The 18,902-nt window shown below is 40.7% G+C and carries 10 protein-coding genes; 9 read left to right on the top strand and 1 reads right to left on the bottom strand.

What is annotated here, in order from left to right; all coding sequences use genetic code 11:
- The first annotated feature begins 29 nt into the window (after positions 1-29).
- From IM793_RS02550 to IM793_RS02515, 8 genes are all read left to right on the top strand, one after another.
- Positions 30-1,043: a hypothetical protein gene (locus tag IM793_RS02550; protein ID WP_193419602.1), complete on the top strand. Its 1,014-nt coding sequence runs from the start codon at positions 30-32 to the stop codon at positions 1,041-1,043.
- A 17-nt stretch (positions 1,044-1,060) separates the two neighbouring features.
- Positions 1,061-1,450, top strand: coding sequence for a hypothetical protein (locus IM793_RS02545; RefSeq protein WP_193419601.1), 390 nt, complete (start codon positions 1,061-1,063; stop codon positions 1,448-1,450).
- 90 nt (positions 1,451-1,540) lie between these two features.
- A complete protein-coding gene (locus IM793_RS02540) occupies positions 1,541-1,726 on the top strand; it encodes a CsbD family protein (RefSeq protein ID WP_055909662.1) in 186 nt (61 codons plus the stop codon).
- 278 nt (positions 1,727-2,004) lie between these two features.
- Positions 2,005-4,407 carry a glycoside hydrolase family 127 protein gene (locus IM793_RS02535; protein WP_193419600.1) on the top strand — a complete coding sequence of 801 codons (2,403 nt, stop codon included), beginning with the start codon at positions 2,005-2,007 and terminating at the stop codon, positions 4,405-4,407.
- Positions 4,408-4,664: 257 nt separating this feature from the next.
- Positions 4,665-7,802, top strand: a complete 3,138-nt coding sequence (locus IM793_RS02530) for a SusC/RagA family TonB-linked outer membrane protein (protein ID WP_193419599.1) — start codon at positions 4,665-4,667, stop codon at positions 7,800-7,802.
- Positions 7,803-7,812: 10 nt separating this feature from the next.
- Positions 7,813-9,282 (top strand): RagB/SusD family nutrient uptake outer membrane protein, encoded by a 1,470-nt coding sequence (locus IM793_RS02525; protein WP_193419598.1) that lies wholly within the window; start codon positions 7,813-7,815, stop codon positions 9,280-9,282.
- A gap of 4 nt (positions 9,283-9,286) precedes the next feature.
- Complete coding sequence (locus IM793_RS02520; RefSeq protein WP_193419597.1) at positions 9,287-9,955, top strand: hypothetical protein; 669 nt, start codon at positions 9,287-9,289, stop codon at positions 9,953-9,955.
- 25 nt (positions 9,956-9,980) lie between these two features.
- Positions 9,981-10,934: a hypothetical protein gene (locus tag IM793_RS02515; RefSeq protein ID WP_193419596.1), complete on the top strand. Its 954-nt coding sequence runs from the start codon at positions 9,981-9,983 to the stop codon at positions 10,932-10,934.
- A 612-nt stretch (positions 10,935-11,546) separates the two neighbouring features.
- On the opposite strand, the gene IM793_RS02510 is transcribed toward IM793_RS02515, so the two are convergent.
- Entirely contained in the window at positions 11,547-15,080 is a 3,534-nt protein-coding gene (locus tag IM793_RS02510) for a family 43 glycosylhydrolase (protein WP_193419595.1), read from the bottom strand.
- A 603-nt stretch (positions 15,081-15,683) separates the two neighbouring features.
- On the opposite strand from IM793_RS02510, the gene IM793_RS02505 reads away from it, so the two are divergent.
- Positions 15,684-18,746 (top strand): beta-L-arabinofuranosidase domain-containing protein, encoded by a 3,063-nt coding sequence (locus IM793_RS02505; RefSeq protein ID WP_193419594.1) that lies wholly within the window; start codon positions 15,684-15,686, stop codon positions 18,744-18,746.
- Positions 18,747-18,902: the final 156 nt, after the last annotated feature.

Below are 18,902 nucleotides of genomic sequence, written 5' to 3'. Positions count from 1 at the left end.
TTACATCATCTAACCAATTATCATAATTTATGGAAAACAAAGTTCATATCGTGGCCGACAAATCCTCAATTGGGTTTATCAGCCGTTTATCCTGGAGTGCAATAATTTCAGGAGTACTCATTGCTATAGCAGTTCAACTCCTCCTTAGTTTTTTAGGCCTCGGCATTGGCTTTGGCAGCATAAACCCTCTTGAGGAAGCTAAACCGTTTAGTGGCCTTGGCACCGGAGCATTGGTCTGGTGGATCGTTACTATGCTTATCTCAGTATTTACTGGTGGGTGGGTAGCTGGCTGGTTTTCAAACCACATCCAAAAAACAGATCTGATCCTGCATGGACTGCTCACGTGGTGCTTGTTAACTTTCCTGAACATGTATTTAATTACTTCTTCGGTTGGAAAAGTTATCGGAGGAGTGGGTACTGTAATTACCAAAGGATTTTCACTTGCCGGGGAAGGGATCAAGGCTGCAGCACCAGAAGCCGGAAACATGATCAAGGATCAGGTGAACGTAGATGAAAACACTTTCGGAAAAATGAAACAGGAAGCTCAATTATTATTGAAGCAGACTGAAAAGAAAGAATTACAGCCTGGTGCACTTGATAAAAAATTAGATAAGGCCGCTGGCCAGGGTAAATCGACAGGAAAGGCTGTTCTGGAAAACCCGCAAGAAGCACAGCAGAAGGTAGATACCCTGTTCTCCAAACTGTTTTCAGAAAACGATTCTACTTTCAATGCAGTAGATAAAGAGGCTTTGGTCAACATCGTTAAAAACAGAACCGGAAAAAGTCAGGCAGAATCAGAGCAGATCGTAGAAAATTGGGTAAGTACCCTGAAAACTACTAAAGAAAAGATCAGGGAGGTAAAAGCCCAGGCTGAAGCAAAAGCCAGGGTAGTTGGTGATGAAATGGCTTCGGCACTTTCTAAATTCGCTATATTCTCCTTTTTTGGGATGATACTCGGTGCGGTTAGCGCGGCGTTTGGAGCAATTGTAGCCTCTAAAAAACGAATAAAAACTATTGAAATCAGATCAGAGGAAAGAATTTAATCAAACTCATCTAAGCAATGACTACAGGAAAAAAAATCGGAACCGTTGCAGCAATAGCCGGCACTTTGCTGGTTATCGGCTTGATTTATTACAATTACTTTTTCGTTTTTGGTGAAGGGGTAAAAGCCGGGGAGCTGAATTACATCGTAAAAAAAGGATATATTTTCAAAACGAATGAGGGAAAACTAATCCAAAGCGGAGTCCGTTCCAGACAAACTGGTACGCTGGAGAACAATGAATTTGAATTTTCTGTATCTGATGAAAGTATAGCAAAACAGATGATGGGAAACAGTGGTAAGTTTTATGAACTGCATTACAAAGAATACAAGAAAAGCCTGCCCTGGAGAGGATTTAGCAGGTACGTTGTAGATAGCGTATATGCTGCAAAGGATATTCCGAATAGATAAGGTATAGCCCGATGCTTTTTGTAACCAAAAATTAAGGACACGAATAGCTAAAAAAAATTAACAGAATATTAAATCACAAATACTAAAATAATGGACAAATTAGAATTAAAAGGCGCCTGGAATGAACTAAAAGGAAAAGTTAAACAGGCTTACGCAGATCTAACCGAAGACGATCTAAAGTATGAGGAGGGAAAAGATGATGAACTTTATGGCAAACTGCAACAAAAAACAGGAAAAACCCGTGAACAGGTTGTTGATTGGTTAAAATCTTTGTAACTAAATATCTACAGGCTTCTAAAATAATATTAGGAGCCTGTTTTATTATATGAAAGGCTGTATCTTGGTAAATCAGAGCAGTAGAATGTTTTCACATACCCAGATTGAGGTAAAATCTTGCTACGACCTGCAAAAAAACACTAAGAATTTTATTTTCAAATGCGCTAGCTTCGGATGGTTCAAAATATAACCGAAAAGCTGTACTGCTCAGCTTATGTACTATTTTGAATAGTCAGCTTTATACAATGAACACAAAATCCTTAAATAACCAGATAGGCATGAAGAATAAAACAAATCAGTTACTCCTATTTTGCACATTATTAATCTCATTGGCATTCAATACGTTTGCGCAAAAGAAAGATTATCCGATCAAGCCCGTGGCGTTTACAAAGGTTCATGTTGAGGATAACTTTTGGCAGCCAAAAATGGAGATCAATGCACAAGTAACTATCCCCTATGTAATTGCACAATGTAAAGCAAATGGCAGAATGGATAATTTTCTGAGGGCAGGAAAAAAAATGAGTGGAGATAAGATGAGTGAATTTCCGTTTGATGATACCGATGTATACAAAGCAATTGAGGGCGCATCCTATTCGATTCAGAATAAAGCAAATCCAAAGCTTGAAGCTTATATTGATACGCTTATCAGCATAATTGGCGGTGCACAAGAACCCGATGGATATTTATTTACTTTCAGAACGGTTAATGCAAAAAAACCACACGAATGGATCGGCGCTAAACGTTGGGAGAAAGAAGAGGTATTAAGTCACGAGCTTTATAATGCAGGACACCTTTACGAGGCTGCTGTGGCCCATTATCAGGCAACCGGTAAAAAAACACTATTAAACATTGCCATTAGAAATGCAAACCTTTTGGTAAAAACCTTCGGTCCCGGAAAAATAGAAGAATACCCGGGCCACCAGATTGTAGAAATCGGGCTATCCAAAATGTACCGGGTTACCGGTAATCAAAAATATCTGGACCTTGCAAAGTTTTTCCTGGACGTGAGGGGTCCGAAAGGCGATGAATATAATCAGGCACATGAAAAAGTTACCGATCAGCATACAGCTGTTGGCCATGCCGTGAGAGCAGCCTATATGTATACGGGAATGGCAGATATTGCTGCGCTTACCGGAGATACAAAATACCTGTCTGCTATTGACGATATTTGGGGAGACGTAGTAAATAAAAAATTATATATTACCGGTGGTATTGGTGCTACAGGAGCTGGTGAGGCTTTCGGAGAAGCTTACCAATTACCAAATATGTCCGCTTATGCGGAAACCTGCGCCGCCATTGGAAATGTTTACTGGAATGAAAGAATGTTCCTGTTGCATGGGGATTCTAAATACGTTGACGTATTGGAAAGAACTTTATATAATGGATTATTATCTGGCGTTTCGTTAAATGGCGATCGTTTCTTTTATCCAAACCCATTAGCATCCATGTTTCAGCATCAGCGGAGCGCGTGGATCAGTTGCGCATGTTGCATTAGTAATATGGCCCGCTTTTTACCTTCTCTGCCAGGTTATGTGTATGCACAGGATAAAAACGACCTGTATGTAAACCTGTTTATGGGCAACACCAGTACAATTGCCCTTGCCGCTACCAAGGTAGAAATCACACAAACTACAGACTATCCCTGGAAAGGAGAGGTAACCATCAATATCGACCCGGAAAAAACTGCTGTTTTTACTTTAAGAATCCGGATTCCGGGCTGGGCAGCCCAAGAGGCATCGCCTGGAAGTCTTTATTCATTTATAGATAAAAAATCAACTCCGGTAAAGATTTCAATCAATGGGGAGGCCACTTCGTTTATTCCAGAAAAAGGCTATGCTGTTTTAACAAGAAAATGGAAAAAAGGCGATAAAGTTTTCTTAAATCTACCCATGGAAACTGACAAAGTGATCGCTAACAAAAACGTTAAAGACGATGCTTCACGTTTTGTACTGCAACGCGGACCTGTTGTTTACTGCCTTGAAGGCCCAGACAACAAAGACAGCCTGGTACAGAATATTATGGTCGGTAAGAATGCAATTGCTTCTTCTCATTACGAGCAAAACCTTCTCGATGGTGTAGAAGTAATCAATATTAAAGGCCAAAGTACAAAACGGCAAATAAAAAGCGACAGCCTTTTGGTAACCGCTCAGGATGTTAAGGCCATTCCATATTATGCCTGGGCAAACAGGGGGCCAAGCGAAATGACAGTATGGATACCTTATGAGCAATCAGCAGCAATGCCAAAACCTGCACCAACCATAGCAAGCAGAAGTCAGGTATCAGGCTCAATAAAAAACAAGAGAATGCTCTCGGCAATCAAAGATCAGTACGAACCTGCCAATTCAAAAGATACAAATTTTCCCTACCTGCACTGGTGGCCCGCAAAAAACACCGACGAATTTCTGCAATATAATTTTGAATCGGAGCAGACTGTCAGCGAATCTAAAGTTTACTGGTATGATGATGGCCCCTGGGGCGGCTGTCGAATTCCAGCCTCTTACAGGCTGCTTTACAAAAAAGGCGAACAATGGATCCCCGTAGAATCAATATCTCCTTATGAGATCAGCAAGGATAAATGGAATGTGGTAAAATTCAAACCAGTAAGTACTTCTGCTTTAAGGATGGAAATAAGGCTTCCGGTAGAACAAGCAACAGGCGTGCATGAGTGGACGGTAGAATAATCACTAATGACAAAAAAACTCCCTATTTCTTTAATGGAATAGGGAGTTTTTTTGTTAGAAATACTTTCAATAATATCTGGTGTCAATAAATAATAGAAAAGCTTAAATCAGATGATAAGGTAACAAAGCGAGGAGATTTATTTTCCTTTAAACTGGTTAAAAAATGATTCGAATAGGGTAAAATATTCATTACCAGCAAGTCATTAATGGGTAAATTTATAAACGTTACTACAACGCTTAAACTAACCAATAAACTAATGAAATTAAACCTTACTTTAAGGCGGAGTAAGTTCCTGGGCATCATCATATTCCTCATGGTACCCTTTCTTAGCTTCGCACAAAACAAAGTTACCGGAACAGTAACTGACGGAAAAAATCAGCCTTTACCCGGGGCATCTATCAAACAAAAGGGTACAACAAACGGTACCTCTTCGGATACCAAGGGAAACTTCTCGCTGACCTTAAAAGAAGGCTCTTCAATGTTGACGATAAGCATTGTTGGCTATAAGTCAAAAGAAGTTTCTGCTGCAGGCCAGACAAGCATTAATATTGAGCTTGCGGAAGATAACAACTCTTTGGATGAGGTGGTTGCCATAGGTTATCAGAATATCCAGAGAAAAAAAACAGCTGGCGCTATATCTTCTGTAAAAGGAAAAGATTTTGAAAATACACCTTACTCTACATTTGATGCCATGCTGCAGGGAAGGGTTGCGGGCCTGACGGTCTTGAGTACTTCGGGAGAGCCCGGAGGAAACAACATCGTTAACATCCGTGGAGCAAGTAATGTAAACCTAGGCCAAAGCAGTTCGCCCTTATACGTTATCGATGGTGTGATTTATGATGTCAATGATATTGGGTCAGCCTATGGAAGCAGCCCCTTACAGGCAATCAATCCCAACGACATCGAATCTGTCGATGTACTTAAGGATGCATCTGCCTCAGCCGTTTATGGTGCCAGGGCGGCCAACGGTGTTATTATTGTAAAGACAAAGCGTGCAGTTATGGGCGCTCCACCTCAGATCAGGGTAGCAAGTTATTTTGGTATTGCTAACAAACCGGCACTAAAACCTATTCAAACCGGAACGGCTGAAAGAAGGCTTAAAATGGACTTGCTTTACGGCGGCAATGCACCGTATGACAAGTTAGGCAATTTAAACATGATGCTTACTGATAGTTTAAATAGCGCCTTTAATAACAATACCGACTGGCAAGGCCTTTTCCTTCAAACGGGGCAAATTAGTAACATAGATGCCAGCATTGCAGCAGCGAGCGATAAATTTTCTTACCGCTTTTCTTTTAACCGGTATTATGAGGAGGGAGTAATGAAAGGATATGACATTACCCGAACCACACCAAGTTTATTTCTACAAGTGTTACCCACTAAAAACTTATTGGTACAAACCAATCTTTTTGTGGGTTTAACCAAAGCCAAACATGGACAGGGTGATCAGAATAAATATCCCTTTACCACGTGGGGATTTCCATCCTCTTTCTGGAAAATAGGCGACGCCGAGCAACAATTGTATACCGGAAGATACGCTGAACTGCGTGATGATGACCGTACAACAAGTTTAAACGGAAATACAATGGCACAATACACCATATTACCCGGATTAAACCTGAAGAGTACCATATCTTATAACATTAATAATAATACACGAAGTTATTTTAAACCCTACCTGCTAAGTAACAGTGGACAAAATGAAGCATATGGTTTTATTTACCAAAATAATCGCTGGGAACTTGAAAACACTTTAAATTATTCAAAATCGTTGAAAAGCGGCCATAATTTCAACGTAGTTTTATTGCAGGGAATGGAAAAAAATATTGCGAACAACAGCTACAGTAGCAGCGTTGGCAATGCTGATGCAGTAAAAACAGTTACCGGCATTGCATCAGGCCCTAATTTATTTGTTTCTAACGATGTACAGGAACGTTCGCGTTTATCCTGGATGGGTAGTTTTGTATATGACTATAAAGGCAGATATTTATTGCAGGCTGTTTACCGGGCAGATGCTTCTTCCAGATATGCAGCCAATAATCGGTGGGGCGCATTTCCATCAATATCAGCAGGCTGGAATGCATCAGAAGAAAGCTTTTTCAACCCCGTTAAAAATATTGTTTCTTACTTAAAATTCAGGGCAAGCTATGGTATTACTGGAAACGACCCAGGCGCTTATTACGCACAATACCAGCCTTTAATATCAAATGCCAATTACACTACATCTGTATTAGGTAATGGACAATTTGGCTCACAAACTACTTATAATGGTACGCAGGTACTATATCCCGACTATTATTCTCCTGCTTCTTCTACATCTATCACCTGGGAAAGAAGCCCTCAGTTTAATGCCGGTATAGATTTAGGTTTCTTGAAAGACAGGATCACTTTGACGGCAGATTATTATATTCGCGACTCTAAAAGTAAAGTTTTCCAGGTAGCTGTACCATTAACATCGGGTTATTCGCAAATTTCAAACAACTTTGTTGATTTGAGAAATACCGGAATTGAGCTCACGCTGACCACCCGGAATCTGGGTCAATCGTCCAAATTTCAATGGAGTACTAACTTCAATCTCGCTTATAACAATAACTTTGTAACCAAGCTACCTAACGGTGGAAGAGATTTTACCTTTGGTCCACCATGGCTACAGCAAACACTTAGTGTGGGCGAACCACTTTTCACTTATAAAGTGTGGGATGTAAGGGGCGTGTATTCAAGAGATTCAGATGTGCCAGTTGATCCCAAAACCGGTAAAAGAATCACCCAGTTTGGAGGAAGCCAGTTTTCTGCAGGCGATCCGATCAGGATAGACCAGAACGGGGATTATAACATTGATTACAATGATTACATTTCTTATGGTAATCCTAATCCAGACATTATCGGTGGTTTAAACAACTCTTTTTCATACAAAGGATTTTCGCTTGATGTATTGGTAACCTTTATCTCCGGCAGGAGTTTAAAGAACGGTTATCTTTCTGATAAGCTTCAGGATGCCGGAACAGATAACCCGTACTATTACTGGGGGCCACGTTCAGGCCCCGCCTCTAACTTTGATGTGAGCAATTTCTGGTCGAAACCAGGTGATGTAACAAAATTTCCGGGGTTGATTACCAATAGTGTAGATAAATGGCACATTGCCCAAAGTATATATGTAGAAGATGCCAGTTTTATCAGAATCAAGAACATCAGGCTAGGATATATGCTGCCTCAGAAACTAACCAAAAAACTGGGTTTAAATATGATCAGGTTTTATGGTGTAATGGATAACGTTAAAGTATGGTCGCGTTCTTCTGTCCCAGATCCCGAAGCTGTTGGAATTGATGGTTACTCTGGTGGAAATGATTACCCAATCCCTAAAAAATACACCTTCGGACTCGATTTAACATTCTAATTTGACTACAATGAAAAAATTAATAATATATACCTGCTGCGCACTATCCGTATTTGCAGCAGCCTCCTGTAAAAAGTTTCTGGATCTGAAACCAGTTAGTGTTTCAACGGATCAGACTTTCTGGAAAAATGAAGCGGATGCAGACAAGGGCATTGCCAGTGGTTATGCTTTACTGCGAAAAACTTTAAATAAAGCTTCGGGTTTAGCCTTTTATGCTTATGGAGATCTTCCTACTGATGAATTCTCGGCAGCTAATTTTTACCGGTTTGACAATATTAACCGCATAGAATGGGCTATATCGGTACCAAGTTCCAATACTGACGACAACATGATGCAGATGAGAAGATATGATACTTTTTATAGCGCCATTGACCAGGCAAACCGGTGTCTCAGCTTTATACCTACCATTCCTGATGATAAGTTTTCTTCATCTACCACAAAAAACAGCCTGATAGGTGAAGCTTATTTTTTAAGGGCTTTCAATTATTTTTACATGACACGCATTTGGGGTGATGTACCTTTAGTTACCAAGTCTATGGCTATAGCTGATGCCGTGGATATACCGCGTACTAAAGCAGCAGATGTCATCAGCCAATGTATTTCAGATGTGAATATGGCCATAAGCATTTTAAGTTGGAACTATACCAATCCGGCTAACAAAGCAGTAAGAGCCAATAAGGGTGCTGCTTATGCCCTGCTCGCTCATATCTATGCCTGGCAAGGAGATTACCGGAATTGTAATGATACCATCGATAAGCTTATCGGGCAGAATTTTTACCAATACGTAAACCGCGATAATTACCTTACCATTTTCAAAGGGAGATCTACAGAAGGTATTTTTGAGATTGCGCAAAGTGATGAGAATGAAGGAAGTACCGGCGGAATCGCCAATTTCACCTTAAAGGCTCCCTACCTGACCACCAGAACGGATAATGCCCTGTTCACCTTAAATAAAACCACTTTAACTGCACTTTTCAGTGATCAGTCAGATAAAAGGTTTCAAAATGCATTTGCTTTGACAAGTTCTACAGATCCGATCTGCATTAAGTATTCGAACATTACTTATGCAAACGGACAGAATGTGGTAATACCGATAGCTCATAACAATATCATCATTTTTCGCCTGGCTGATATTAAATTATTAAAAGCTGAGGCACTGGCTGCATTGGGTGAAAATGTATCTTCAAGAACAGTGCTGAACGAAGTACGTAGCCAAGCCGGTTTATCGGCCTGGTCAGGTAACGATGCGGATCTGTTTGCTGAGGTAATTGCAGAAAGAGGCAGAGAACTCTTTTTAGAGGGTCACCGGTTTTATGACCTGGTACGCTTGGGGAGACAAACCGGGATAATGAATTTCGGTGACAACAAAATGAATAAATCAGATTTTGATGCAGGTAAATACTATTGGCCACTTGATCCAGCCTTGATGGTTATTAATAAAAAATTAACACAAACCCCTTTTTGGAGTTCCAAGCTATAAAAACATGAAGCATAAATTAATATATCTTATAATCGGCTGTTTCGGGTTGATCTACCTGAACAGCTGCAAAAAAAGCAGTTACCTTACTGATGGGGGTTTGAGTAATGCTAAATCACCATTAACCACCTATGAATATTTAAAGCAACATAAATATCATCTGTTTGATACGTTGATTATGGTGATTGATCACTATAATCTGAAAAATGAAGTGGACGAAACGGCCACATTTTTTGCACCAACTAACTATTCAATAAACAGGTACCTGAAAATAAAAAGAGATTCAGTAAGGTTAATTAATGAAAACAATAACTATACGCTAACGGATATGTATAAAGACATTACTGCTGATTCGTTGCGTATATACATGTCAAAAAGCCGCGTTACCCTTGCATCTACACCCATGGAGGCCACTGTGGTACCCAATAGTGCGAATACAAAAACGGCGGTACAACGCATTCTTCAACCAAAACCTTCTGAATCCTGGTCATCAGCACCGATATATTATCTTTATTACATCAGGGTAAGGGGGAGTCTGGATCCGCCAAATGTAACTGCACAGCCCAATGATCCAAACGTAGACCTTAAAGCACAATGCCAGACCACCGATATAGAACCATCATCTGGCGGCATGCTACATGTGCTGAGCAACAACCATACATTCATCAGATTCTAACGTGGAATCATAACAGGTAAAAATCATGAAGAAAATATTATTAATTTCATCCATATCTGCGCTAACTTTGACCGGCATTTTTTTCGGTTGTAAAAAGGTGGAAAAGGGTTTCATCAGCGACTATATGTTTTACAGTCCAAACCCTTTAATTGCTACCCAGGGAAATGTAACAAATTCTAACTCGATTGAATTAGACGGAACCACCGGACCGGTAAAGGTTAAACTTCTTGCCGTTAGGAACTCAGATACCGGGCAGCCGGCCCCCGAAATGACAAAAGAGTTTACGATTAAACAGTTTCTTGGTCAGATTACCAGTGCAGATTCAACCGTTGCATTGGTAAATAAAAAAATCACACTTAAACCAGCTTTACCCCTGGAGGTGAGTGAAATTGGGGGAAGAATATCACTCTCCCAGGCAACAGCATTTGTTGCTACCGGCAATTATGTAATTGATGTGGAGGTGAGCAACATCAAAGGTACCCGCCAGATTTTAAATGCATGCAGGATACAGCTATTGCCAAAGACGTATTTTGCCCTGGACGCTGGACCGTTTGTGACCACCTCTGATCCGGATGCTGAAACAGGCTTCAGCGACAGGATAAACTTGCCCATAACCGTTACATACGACAATAAAGGCCCTAATAAGATCAGGTTTGTATTTTTAGACAAAAATGGTGCGGCTTTTGATCCTTCTGCCGGACAGGTAACTACCAGAGGCGATCGAGGTAACTTTTCTCAGATGAACCCCTATTTTCCACTTGTAAGAACATCCTCTGCATTAGAATGGGAGTTCCTTGATCTTCCTAACGGCTTTCCGATTAAAGATGGCGCCAACGGAACCGGAAATTATTACCGGATCCCCGCAAGATTTACTGTAGAGAACAGAAATGCCAATCCAGTTTTTTTTGGTTTCAAGGCTTTAGCAGCAGGCAGCTATACCGTAGCGATCCAAATACCCTCAGTTACGAAAAAACCTTAGTTAGTTAAGTTAACAATGATGAGGCCCAGGTCGTGTAAAAACGGTCCTGGGTTTTCTGTTTACAACATGGCCGTTTTTAAGGCTTCATTGACAGATTACAATAGAATGGGCGTTCATCTCGACCGGAGCAACGCGGAGTGGAGAGATCTTTGTACTATTTATTGAAATCAAATTTAAAAGATTTTGCTTCGCAAAGCCTTCGGGTAAATGTCATTAAGTTAAGGGATAAATCTCAAAAGATATCACCCTGAGGGGTAATTTATGGTTTAAAATCAACATGAATGAAAGATTTTTTAGCGGATTATAGATTATAGGCTGCGAGGAATCGTCATTCCCAACTTGATTGGGAACCACAGAGTGCTCATGAATGCCTTTGAAACAAGGGAAACTTATGAATAATCGTAATACAAGCGCTTTAAGATTCCCGCCTGCGCGAGAATTACGACCGTACTGATAGATTCTGTCTATGGTAGCGTAGTCGAAGGGCATTTATTTGCAATTTATCAAAATCTCAGGAAGTCTTCGACTACGCTCAGACTGACCAACCGCGGCGCTTAACTTAACGACAAATTTGGTCAGCCACTCTCAATAACAATTATTTATTTGTCTCTTTTATTTCTTTTGGATGATCTTAAAATCACTGAATGATGCATAACCAGAAATATCACCATAGGTAGCATGATAAACGCCCACCTCTAAAACTCCGCTACTCATATCATCTCTTTTGATCGGACTGCCGGGAAGATTTACCCAGGCCTTTCCATCATGGCTGCCACGCATAAAAAATAGATTTCCCTGCCTTTGTATTTGTAAATGACGATAAAAAGCCCATCCCGCTAGGTTATTCAACTGTTTGCGTTCCCCCGAGTTAAAATCAGTTACGATGTTTCCGACACCCCAGCCTGGCATAACGCCATTTTGTACAAGCTTAGCTTTACTTGATGGTTCTTTGACCATTATACCGGCCTCATTTGCACCATAAGTTTTCTTTTGGTTCAGCCCTAACATATCCGATAGCACTACCTCGGCAGTAAAATCGCCTTCCACTTTGTTGTAAGCAAATGGCCCTGTTGCCATTGATCCATCCCAAAATGTATTGTGCGAGACCAACTTCAATGCCCCGGAATGCTGGGCAACGGTGTCCGCATTTCCCATCAAACCGTACCAGGAAGTTCCTTTCAAACCATCTGCTCTTGCCGGAACTGATAATGCCGCTCCATTTTGCTTTCTGATTACAAAAAGTGTAGAATCTGTTGTAACGGCGGAAGGCAAAGAGGTTTTGGTAACATTGCCAAAGTTATCTCTAACCTTTACGGTGTAAGTATAGTGCTTTTCTGGCGCAACAGTAAAATCAGTATAAACTGAAGACCTTAACCATTTTTGGGCATTTTCATCCCCATCACGTTTAAAAAGGTATTCAAAATTGGTACCCGGCAACATTGGTTTATCCGCAGCCATATCAACCATATTTGGCGTAACAGCTGATGGTTTAGAGGCGAATGATGCATTTGTGAGGTGGTTATTTAGTGTCTGTTTCCAAAAATTAAATTCCGTCTTACAACTGCTATCATCAAGGCCATAATTAAACACAGAAATTGAAGATATGGCTACTGAAGTTCCTTTCGTTGCAGATCCGATTAAAATACGCTGATCTTTTTGCCTTTTAGGGGAATCAATATTTCCGGCTAATTTACCATTTACAAAAACCTTGAATTTCCTTTTATAATAAGTACAGATCACCTGCTGCCACTTTCCGGTTCCCGCTATCCTGGCGGTTTTATTTCCTTTGCCGAAAAATAAATCTGCTTTTGATCCGGCTTGCGAATACAATGAAAAAATGGCGCAAAAAGGTTTTGAAAAATCTGGTGTTTCAGACATTTCATTGCTAAGAAGCAATTTACCCTTACTGTGCAACACCACCGCTATTTTCCCATTTACATCAGCAACTTCTGCCTTTCCCCTAATTACAAGTTCCCCTAAAGCAGCCCCGTTGTTGGTCCATTTATTTAGATTGCCATAGTCGAGATTTTTCGCCTCTACATATAGCGCGGTATTATTGCGTAGCCCTTTTTGATAGGTCGCTTTAATTTCTTCATGGCTTAGCGGCACATCATAAATTTTTAATGAAGCCAATGCACCTGAAAATCCTGCACTTCCATCTTCATTTCCGCCGATTAGAAAATGTTTGAGCTTATTGATAAAAAGCATCCTTCTTTCGCTCCTATCCAATTCCCCGTCAACATAGATATGCTCCATTGTACCGTCAAAAACAATGCTGATCAGATGCCATTCATTAGCTTTTGGCAAATGCTTATATCCTAAATCTGCCCATCCCAGGTGGGTTATTGCGCCGGCAGTCTTACTATTCCCATAACCAACAGCAGCATTACTTAAATTAACCCCTCCCCGCCCTGTCCACGAAATAATGGTTTCTTCTTTATCAATCTCCGGATTTAAAACCCACATACTTACACTATAACTGCTGTTTCCAAGCAGTGACTGTGGTGCAGGAACTGATGAAGATAAGCGCTCCTGACCAGTAAAAATCAATGCTTTTTTGCCTCCAATCATGGAGGTAATGGGTTTAGTTATTCCACCAGCCACAAAATCCCCTCCCAACTTTCCTTTATTTTGAACGCTTGCTATAACGGCGCCCGTACGGAGATTATCTAATGCCAGGTCTACCAATAAACCTTTTGGTTCAAAAGCTTTTAAAGGTTGCCATTTTTTAATTTTGGTATTCATTACCGGATGATATTCCGCATCATCGAAAACCTTAATATTCCATATCGCTTTATTCAATCCCGGATATTCCGTCTGTAAAACCATTGTGCGAAGATACCTCGCCTTAATATTTCCGAAATCAATCATTGGGCTCCCATGTTGTGTATTTCTGCTGCGATCGGCATATGTTTTCCATGTTTTCCCGTCAACCGAATACATGATCTTATATTGATAGTACCAGGTGGCATATTCAAACTGCGTATGGATACTTTTAACATGCGCTGTTTTTCCCAAATCTACCTGCACCCAGGCAGGCCCTACATTACTTTTACCTTTCCATAATGTTCCATTGTCATCATCAAAAGCAAATTCTGCTTTAAAATTTTCATCATAGCTGGAGGATGCAGACACTTTTTTACCTTGTGCTAAATTTGGATGTGGATTGGCATTTTTCGCCAGATAACCAATTCCGGTATGTGTAGGTAAAATCTTCAGTATATTCCCTTCATCATCAAACAGCATTTTATCAACTGCAACCTGCCTGTGGTAACCGCCATCATTATGCGGATTATTATGCCGGTGATAAACCAGGTAAAAATCATCACCTTGCTGCAATACAGATTGGTGCCCCGGCCCGTGCACCGTTCCGTCTTTATTTGTAGATAAAATCGGGTTATTAGCGGCATATTTAAAAGGCCCCATCGGGTTGGTTGCAGTTGCATATTGAACCCTGTAAGTGCCATCCTCACAATAACCAGAGGAATAGGTCAAATAATAAATTCCTTTTCTTTTAAACACAAAGGGTGCTTCGAAAAACTCTTTTGCATCAGTATTGGGAATCTGCGCCAGCCTGGAAAAGGATTTCATATCTTTATTTAAAAGACCAACTCCACAACCATGGTTGGGATAAATGCCCCAGGTGCCCCAATACATATAATACTGGCCATCATCATCTTTAAAAGTCTGTCCATCAAGCGTAATCACATTTGGCACCATAAAATTAGATACAATCGGTTTACCCTTAGGCAATAGCGATGTCCAGGGACCAACAGGAGTATCAGATGAAGCACCAAAAATCTCAACAGGCTGGCAATAATACAAATAGTATTTACTGTCAGCACCCTGGGTTACATCTGGCGCCCAGTAGTAGTGCGTGGTTGGCCAGTTCATATCCTGCATGGTCCAATTCACAAAATCTTTAGATGTCCATACCTGAGAAGGACCGAAACCACCACCGTTACCATCTGTTGTAGCGTATATATAATAGGTATCTCCGAACTTCTTTACTGTTGGATCTGCAAAATAACCCGGGATAATTGGATTTCCATGTAGCACAGCCTCCTTTGCAGATTGCGCCAGTACGATTTGAAAAGTAAAACACAACAGGAATAAAATGAATGGCTTTAGATATTTTTTCTTCATAGTTAAGTGTTACCTCAAATTTTAGGAAACGGCTTTATAGGTCTGCATGTAAATATAGACGAAGTAAACCCCAGATTACCGTTGTATATTAATGTATAGTATCAATATTTTAACCTTTTGTACCTGGAATATTTTAGTAATAAATGTGGAAGATCAACCTGAAGCATTTTTCAGTACTATTGGTATCTGGAAATAGCAGTCTGAATAACACGATACAAAAAAGATCAAAGGGAATCAATTCACACCGCTATAGGTAATAATTTTGGATCCCCATTATAAAATAAGGTTAAAATATGCACAATACCTGCAATTTATAGCGCTTTATACCTTACTACTTTTGCTTAATTTTATCTTTAGGAAATAACCTTTTAAACTTCATTAAGGTGATCGGCAAAAAACCTTATGAACCAAAAATAGCATAAACAGATACATTTACGGGGAGCATCATCATATAGAATTGTCATCGCTAGCTGATAGACCTGCCATAACACCACCTGAGGTATTTCGATACATCGCCAAACTCAGTAAAGGTTTAGCGCAGGGTAACAACGCTCAGGAAAACTTATTTTATGATACGACCTCATTATTGATAATAGCTTAAATATGAAAATTTACAAAGTGCTCCGCTCCATTCTATATCTTGCTGTTTTTACAGCGGCAAGTAACACGGTTCTTGCACAAAATGGGGACCAGATCCTTGATGGCATCGGTGAAACAGGAATGAGTGCACGGTATATCTTTAATGGAGATTTAAAAGACTGGTCAAGAAATAATCTGCATGCCAAATTTCAGGGCACCAACCCCGAGTTTGTTAATGATAATCGTTTTGGAAAGGTTTTATCGCTTTCCGGGAACGACAATTCCTTTATTACAATCCCATCAGAGGCACTGGCTGATGTAGAATCGCTCAGCATATCCGGATGGATCTACTTACGGTCGGGCCAGGTTGGACAATCGTTTTTTGATTTCGGAAAGGATGCCGGCAAACATTTTTTTGCAGCACCCCTAGGCACCAAAATCCGGAAAGGTTTCCTGGCGCAGCTAAAAACGAATGAGCGCAACAGCAAAGAAGCGGTTTCGGCAGCCATCGAAATGAACAAGTGGGTCTATCTTACGGTAGTCATTGATGCGCCTTCAAAATCAATGAGCACTTATGTAAATGGCAAGCCTGTAGCCGAAGCAAAAGATATCACACAAGAACTGACGGCCGTATTTGATCAGCAATCAAAAGACAAAAAACTGCTCTATATCGGAAAATCGATGTTGGCAGGCGCACCCTATCTTAATGCCATGTTGCACGATTTCCGCATTTATCGCATTCCACTTACCAGCAGACAGATTGCTGGAATTTACAACAATTCGCAGAAAGGCGCGCAGCAGACTGCGGTGAATGTTGGTAAAAGCGAGGACGATCTTCCACATTTTAATAGAAACCAGGCACAGCTTTACAATAGTTACCTCACGCATGTTGAGGATATTGAAATAGAAACAGCAGTTGGGAATTTACCGCGATTACCAGGTTACCTTAAGGGGACTTACAAGAACGGATTGAAAGGCCCAAAAGTACGGGTGTTATGGCCTTCTGACATAGACAATACGGCTGTTCTCAAACCGGGAAAATATACTGTAACCGGACGGGTTTCCGGAACAGATTTTAAACCAAAGGCATTTGTTACCATAAATGCGTCAAAAGAGCAGACCACTCCGGTTTCAAATCTGGAAGCTTTTCATCTGGACCAGGTTTCACTTAAAACCGATGCGCATGGACACGAAACTAAATTTATCGAAAACCGTGATAAATTTATCAGAACATTAGCTCAAACCGATCCAAATTCCTTTTTGTATATGTTTCGCCATGCTTTTGGTCAAAAACAACCTCAAGGTGCAGAACCCTTAGGTGTTTGGGATAGTCAGGATACTAAATTAAGAGGGCATGCTACAGGCCATTATCTTTCTGCCATTGCACAGGCTTATGCCGGTACAGGCTATGATAAGGCACTCCACGCTAATTTCGCGAAAAAGATGGACGATATGATCAATACACTTTACGAGTTATCCATGTTATCGGGAAAGCCACAAAACCCTGGCGGCCCATATGTATCCGATCCTACAGCTGTTCCGCATGGAGCCGGCAAATCGGATTTTGATTCAGACCTTAGCGATAAGGGCATCCGCACCGATTACTGGAACTGGGGAAAAGGATTTATCAGCGCTTACCCTCCCGATCAATTTATCATGCTGGAAAAAGGAGCTAAATACGGCGGACAGAATAACCAGATCTGGGCACCTTATTATACCTTGCATAAAATCCTGGCAGGCTTAATTGATGTTTACGAAGTAAGTGGCAATAAAAAGGCCCTCAAAATAGCGGTAAACATGAGCGACTGGGTATATGCCCGTTTAAGCCAGTTGCCACAAGAAACGCTCATCAAGATGTGGAACACCTACATTGCCGGCGAGTTTGGCGGAATGAACGAGTCAATGGCCCGCATGTACAGCATCACTGGCGAACAGCGCTACCTTAAAACAGCACAATTATTTGATAACATTAAAGTATTCTTTGGCGATACCGCACATTCGAATGGCCTGGCGAAAAATGTCGACAATTTCCGTGGGTTGCATGCCAATCAACATATCCCACAGGTGGTGGGAAGTATAGAAATGTATCGTGTTGCCAACAATCCTGAGTATTACAAAGTGGCAGATAATTTTTGGCACAAAATGGTGAATGAATACATGTATAGTATCGGAGGTGTTGCAGGTGCACGTAATCCGGCTAATGCCGAGTGTTTTACTGCCCAGCCATCAACACTGTATGAAAATGGTTTCTCTGAAGGGGGCCAGAATGAAACCTGTGCGACCTACAATATGCTTAAGTTAACAGGCGATCTGTTCCTCTTCGACCAAAAGGCAGAGTTGATGGATTATTATGAACGTGGCCTGTACAATCATATCCTGGCATCAGTTGCCGAAAAAAGTCCGGCAAATACCTATCACGTGCCGCTCAGACCAGGTTCTGTTAAACAATTTAGCAATCCGGACATGAAAGGCTTTACCTGTTGTAACGGTACAGCATTAGAGAGCAGTACCAAATTACAAAATTCAATTTATTTTAAAAGCAAGGATAACCAGGCGCTTTACGTTAATCTGTATATCCCTTCTACACTAGACTGGAAAGCGCGCAATATAAGAATAGAACAAACAACAGATTTCCCAAAAGAAGACCACACCAAACTAACGATTAAAGGGAGTGGAAAATTTGACCTCAATGTACGGGTACCGGGATGGGCAACTAAAGGTTTTTTTGTAAAAATTAATGGTAAAGAACAAAAGCTCCAGGCCAACCCGGGCAGTTACCTGAAAATTAGCCGTAATTGGAAAGACGGCGATATGATAGAATTAAAAATGCCATTCCAATTCCACCTTGATCCGGTTATGGACCAGCAGAACATAGCCAGCTTATTTTATGGCCCCATACTGCTTGCTGCCCAGGAACCAGAAGCAAGAAAAGAATGGCGTAAAATCACCTTAAATGCACAAGACATTAGCAAAACCATTGAGGGTGATCCAAAGCAGCTAAGATTCACGATTGACAACGTTGTTTTTAAACCATTTTATGAAACATATGGCCGTCATTCTGTTTACCTGGATGTAACTTTAAAATAAGCAATTAGGGGAATGCTTAAATCGAAATAATAAAAGCAATCCATTACGCCATCATAGACAGACTACAATATAATGGTCGTCATTGCGAGTAACCATCAGGTCTGTGGCCTGAAAAAAACAGGAATGACGTCCTATATACGCTTTCTAACGTATTAG

It is taken from the genome of Pedobacter sp. MR2016-19 (genome assembly GCF_014947265.1).
In the GTDB taxonomy this organism is placed as follows: Bacteria; Bacteroidota; Bacteroidia; order Sphingobacteriales; family Sphingobacteriaceae; genus Pedobacter.
The sequence above is the reverse complement of the archived record's forward strand: the minus strand, read 5'-3'. Positions and strand labels throughout refer to the sequence as shown.

Excerpts from the sequence above, each read along its gene's own strand:
- IM793_RS02550 (WP_193419602.1), top strand. The coding sequence starts at position 30 with ATGGAAAACAAAGTTCATATCGTGGCCGACAAATCCTCAATTGGGTTT.
- IM793_RS02510 (WP_193419595.1), bottom strand. The coding sequence starts at position 15,080 with ATGAAGAAAAAATATCTAAAGCCATTCATTTTATTCCTGTTGTGTTTT.
- IM793_RS02540 (WP_055909662.1), top strand. The coding sequence starts at position 1,541 with ATGGACAAATTAGAATTAAAAGGCGCCTGGAATGAACTAAAAGGAAAA.
- IM793_RS02525 (WP_193419598.1), top strand. The coding sequence starts at position 7,813 with ATGAAAAAATTAATAATATATACCTGCTGCGCACTATCCGTATTTGCA.
- IM793_RS02530 (WP_193419599.1), top strand. The coding sequence starts at position 4,665 with ATGAAATTAAACCTTACTTTAAGGCGGAGTAAGTTCCTGGGCATCATC.
- IM793_RS02535 (WP_193419600.1), top strand. The coding sequence starts at position 2,005 with ATGAAGAATAAAACAAATCAGTTACTCCTATTTTGCACATTATTAATC.
- IM793_RS02505 (WP_193419594.1), top strand. The coding sequence starts at position 15,684 with ATGAAAATTTACAAAGTGCTCCGCTCCATTCTATATCTTGCTGTTTTT.
- IM793_RS02520 (WP_193419597.1), top strand. The coding sequence starts at position 9,287 with ATGAAGCATAAATTAATATATCTTATAATCGGCTGTTTCGGGTTGATC.
- IM793_RS02515 (WP_193419596.1), top strand. The coding sequence starts at position 9,981 with ATGAAGAAAATATTATTAATTTCATCCATATCTGCGCTAACTTTGACC.
- IM793_RS02545 (WP_193419601.1), top strand. The coding sequence starts at position 1,061 with ATGACTACAGGAAAAAAAATCGGAACCGTTGCAGCAATAGCCGGCACT.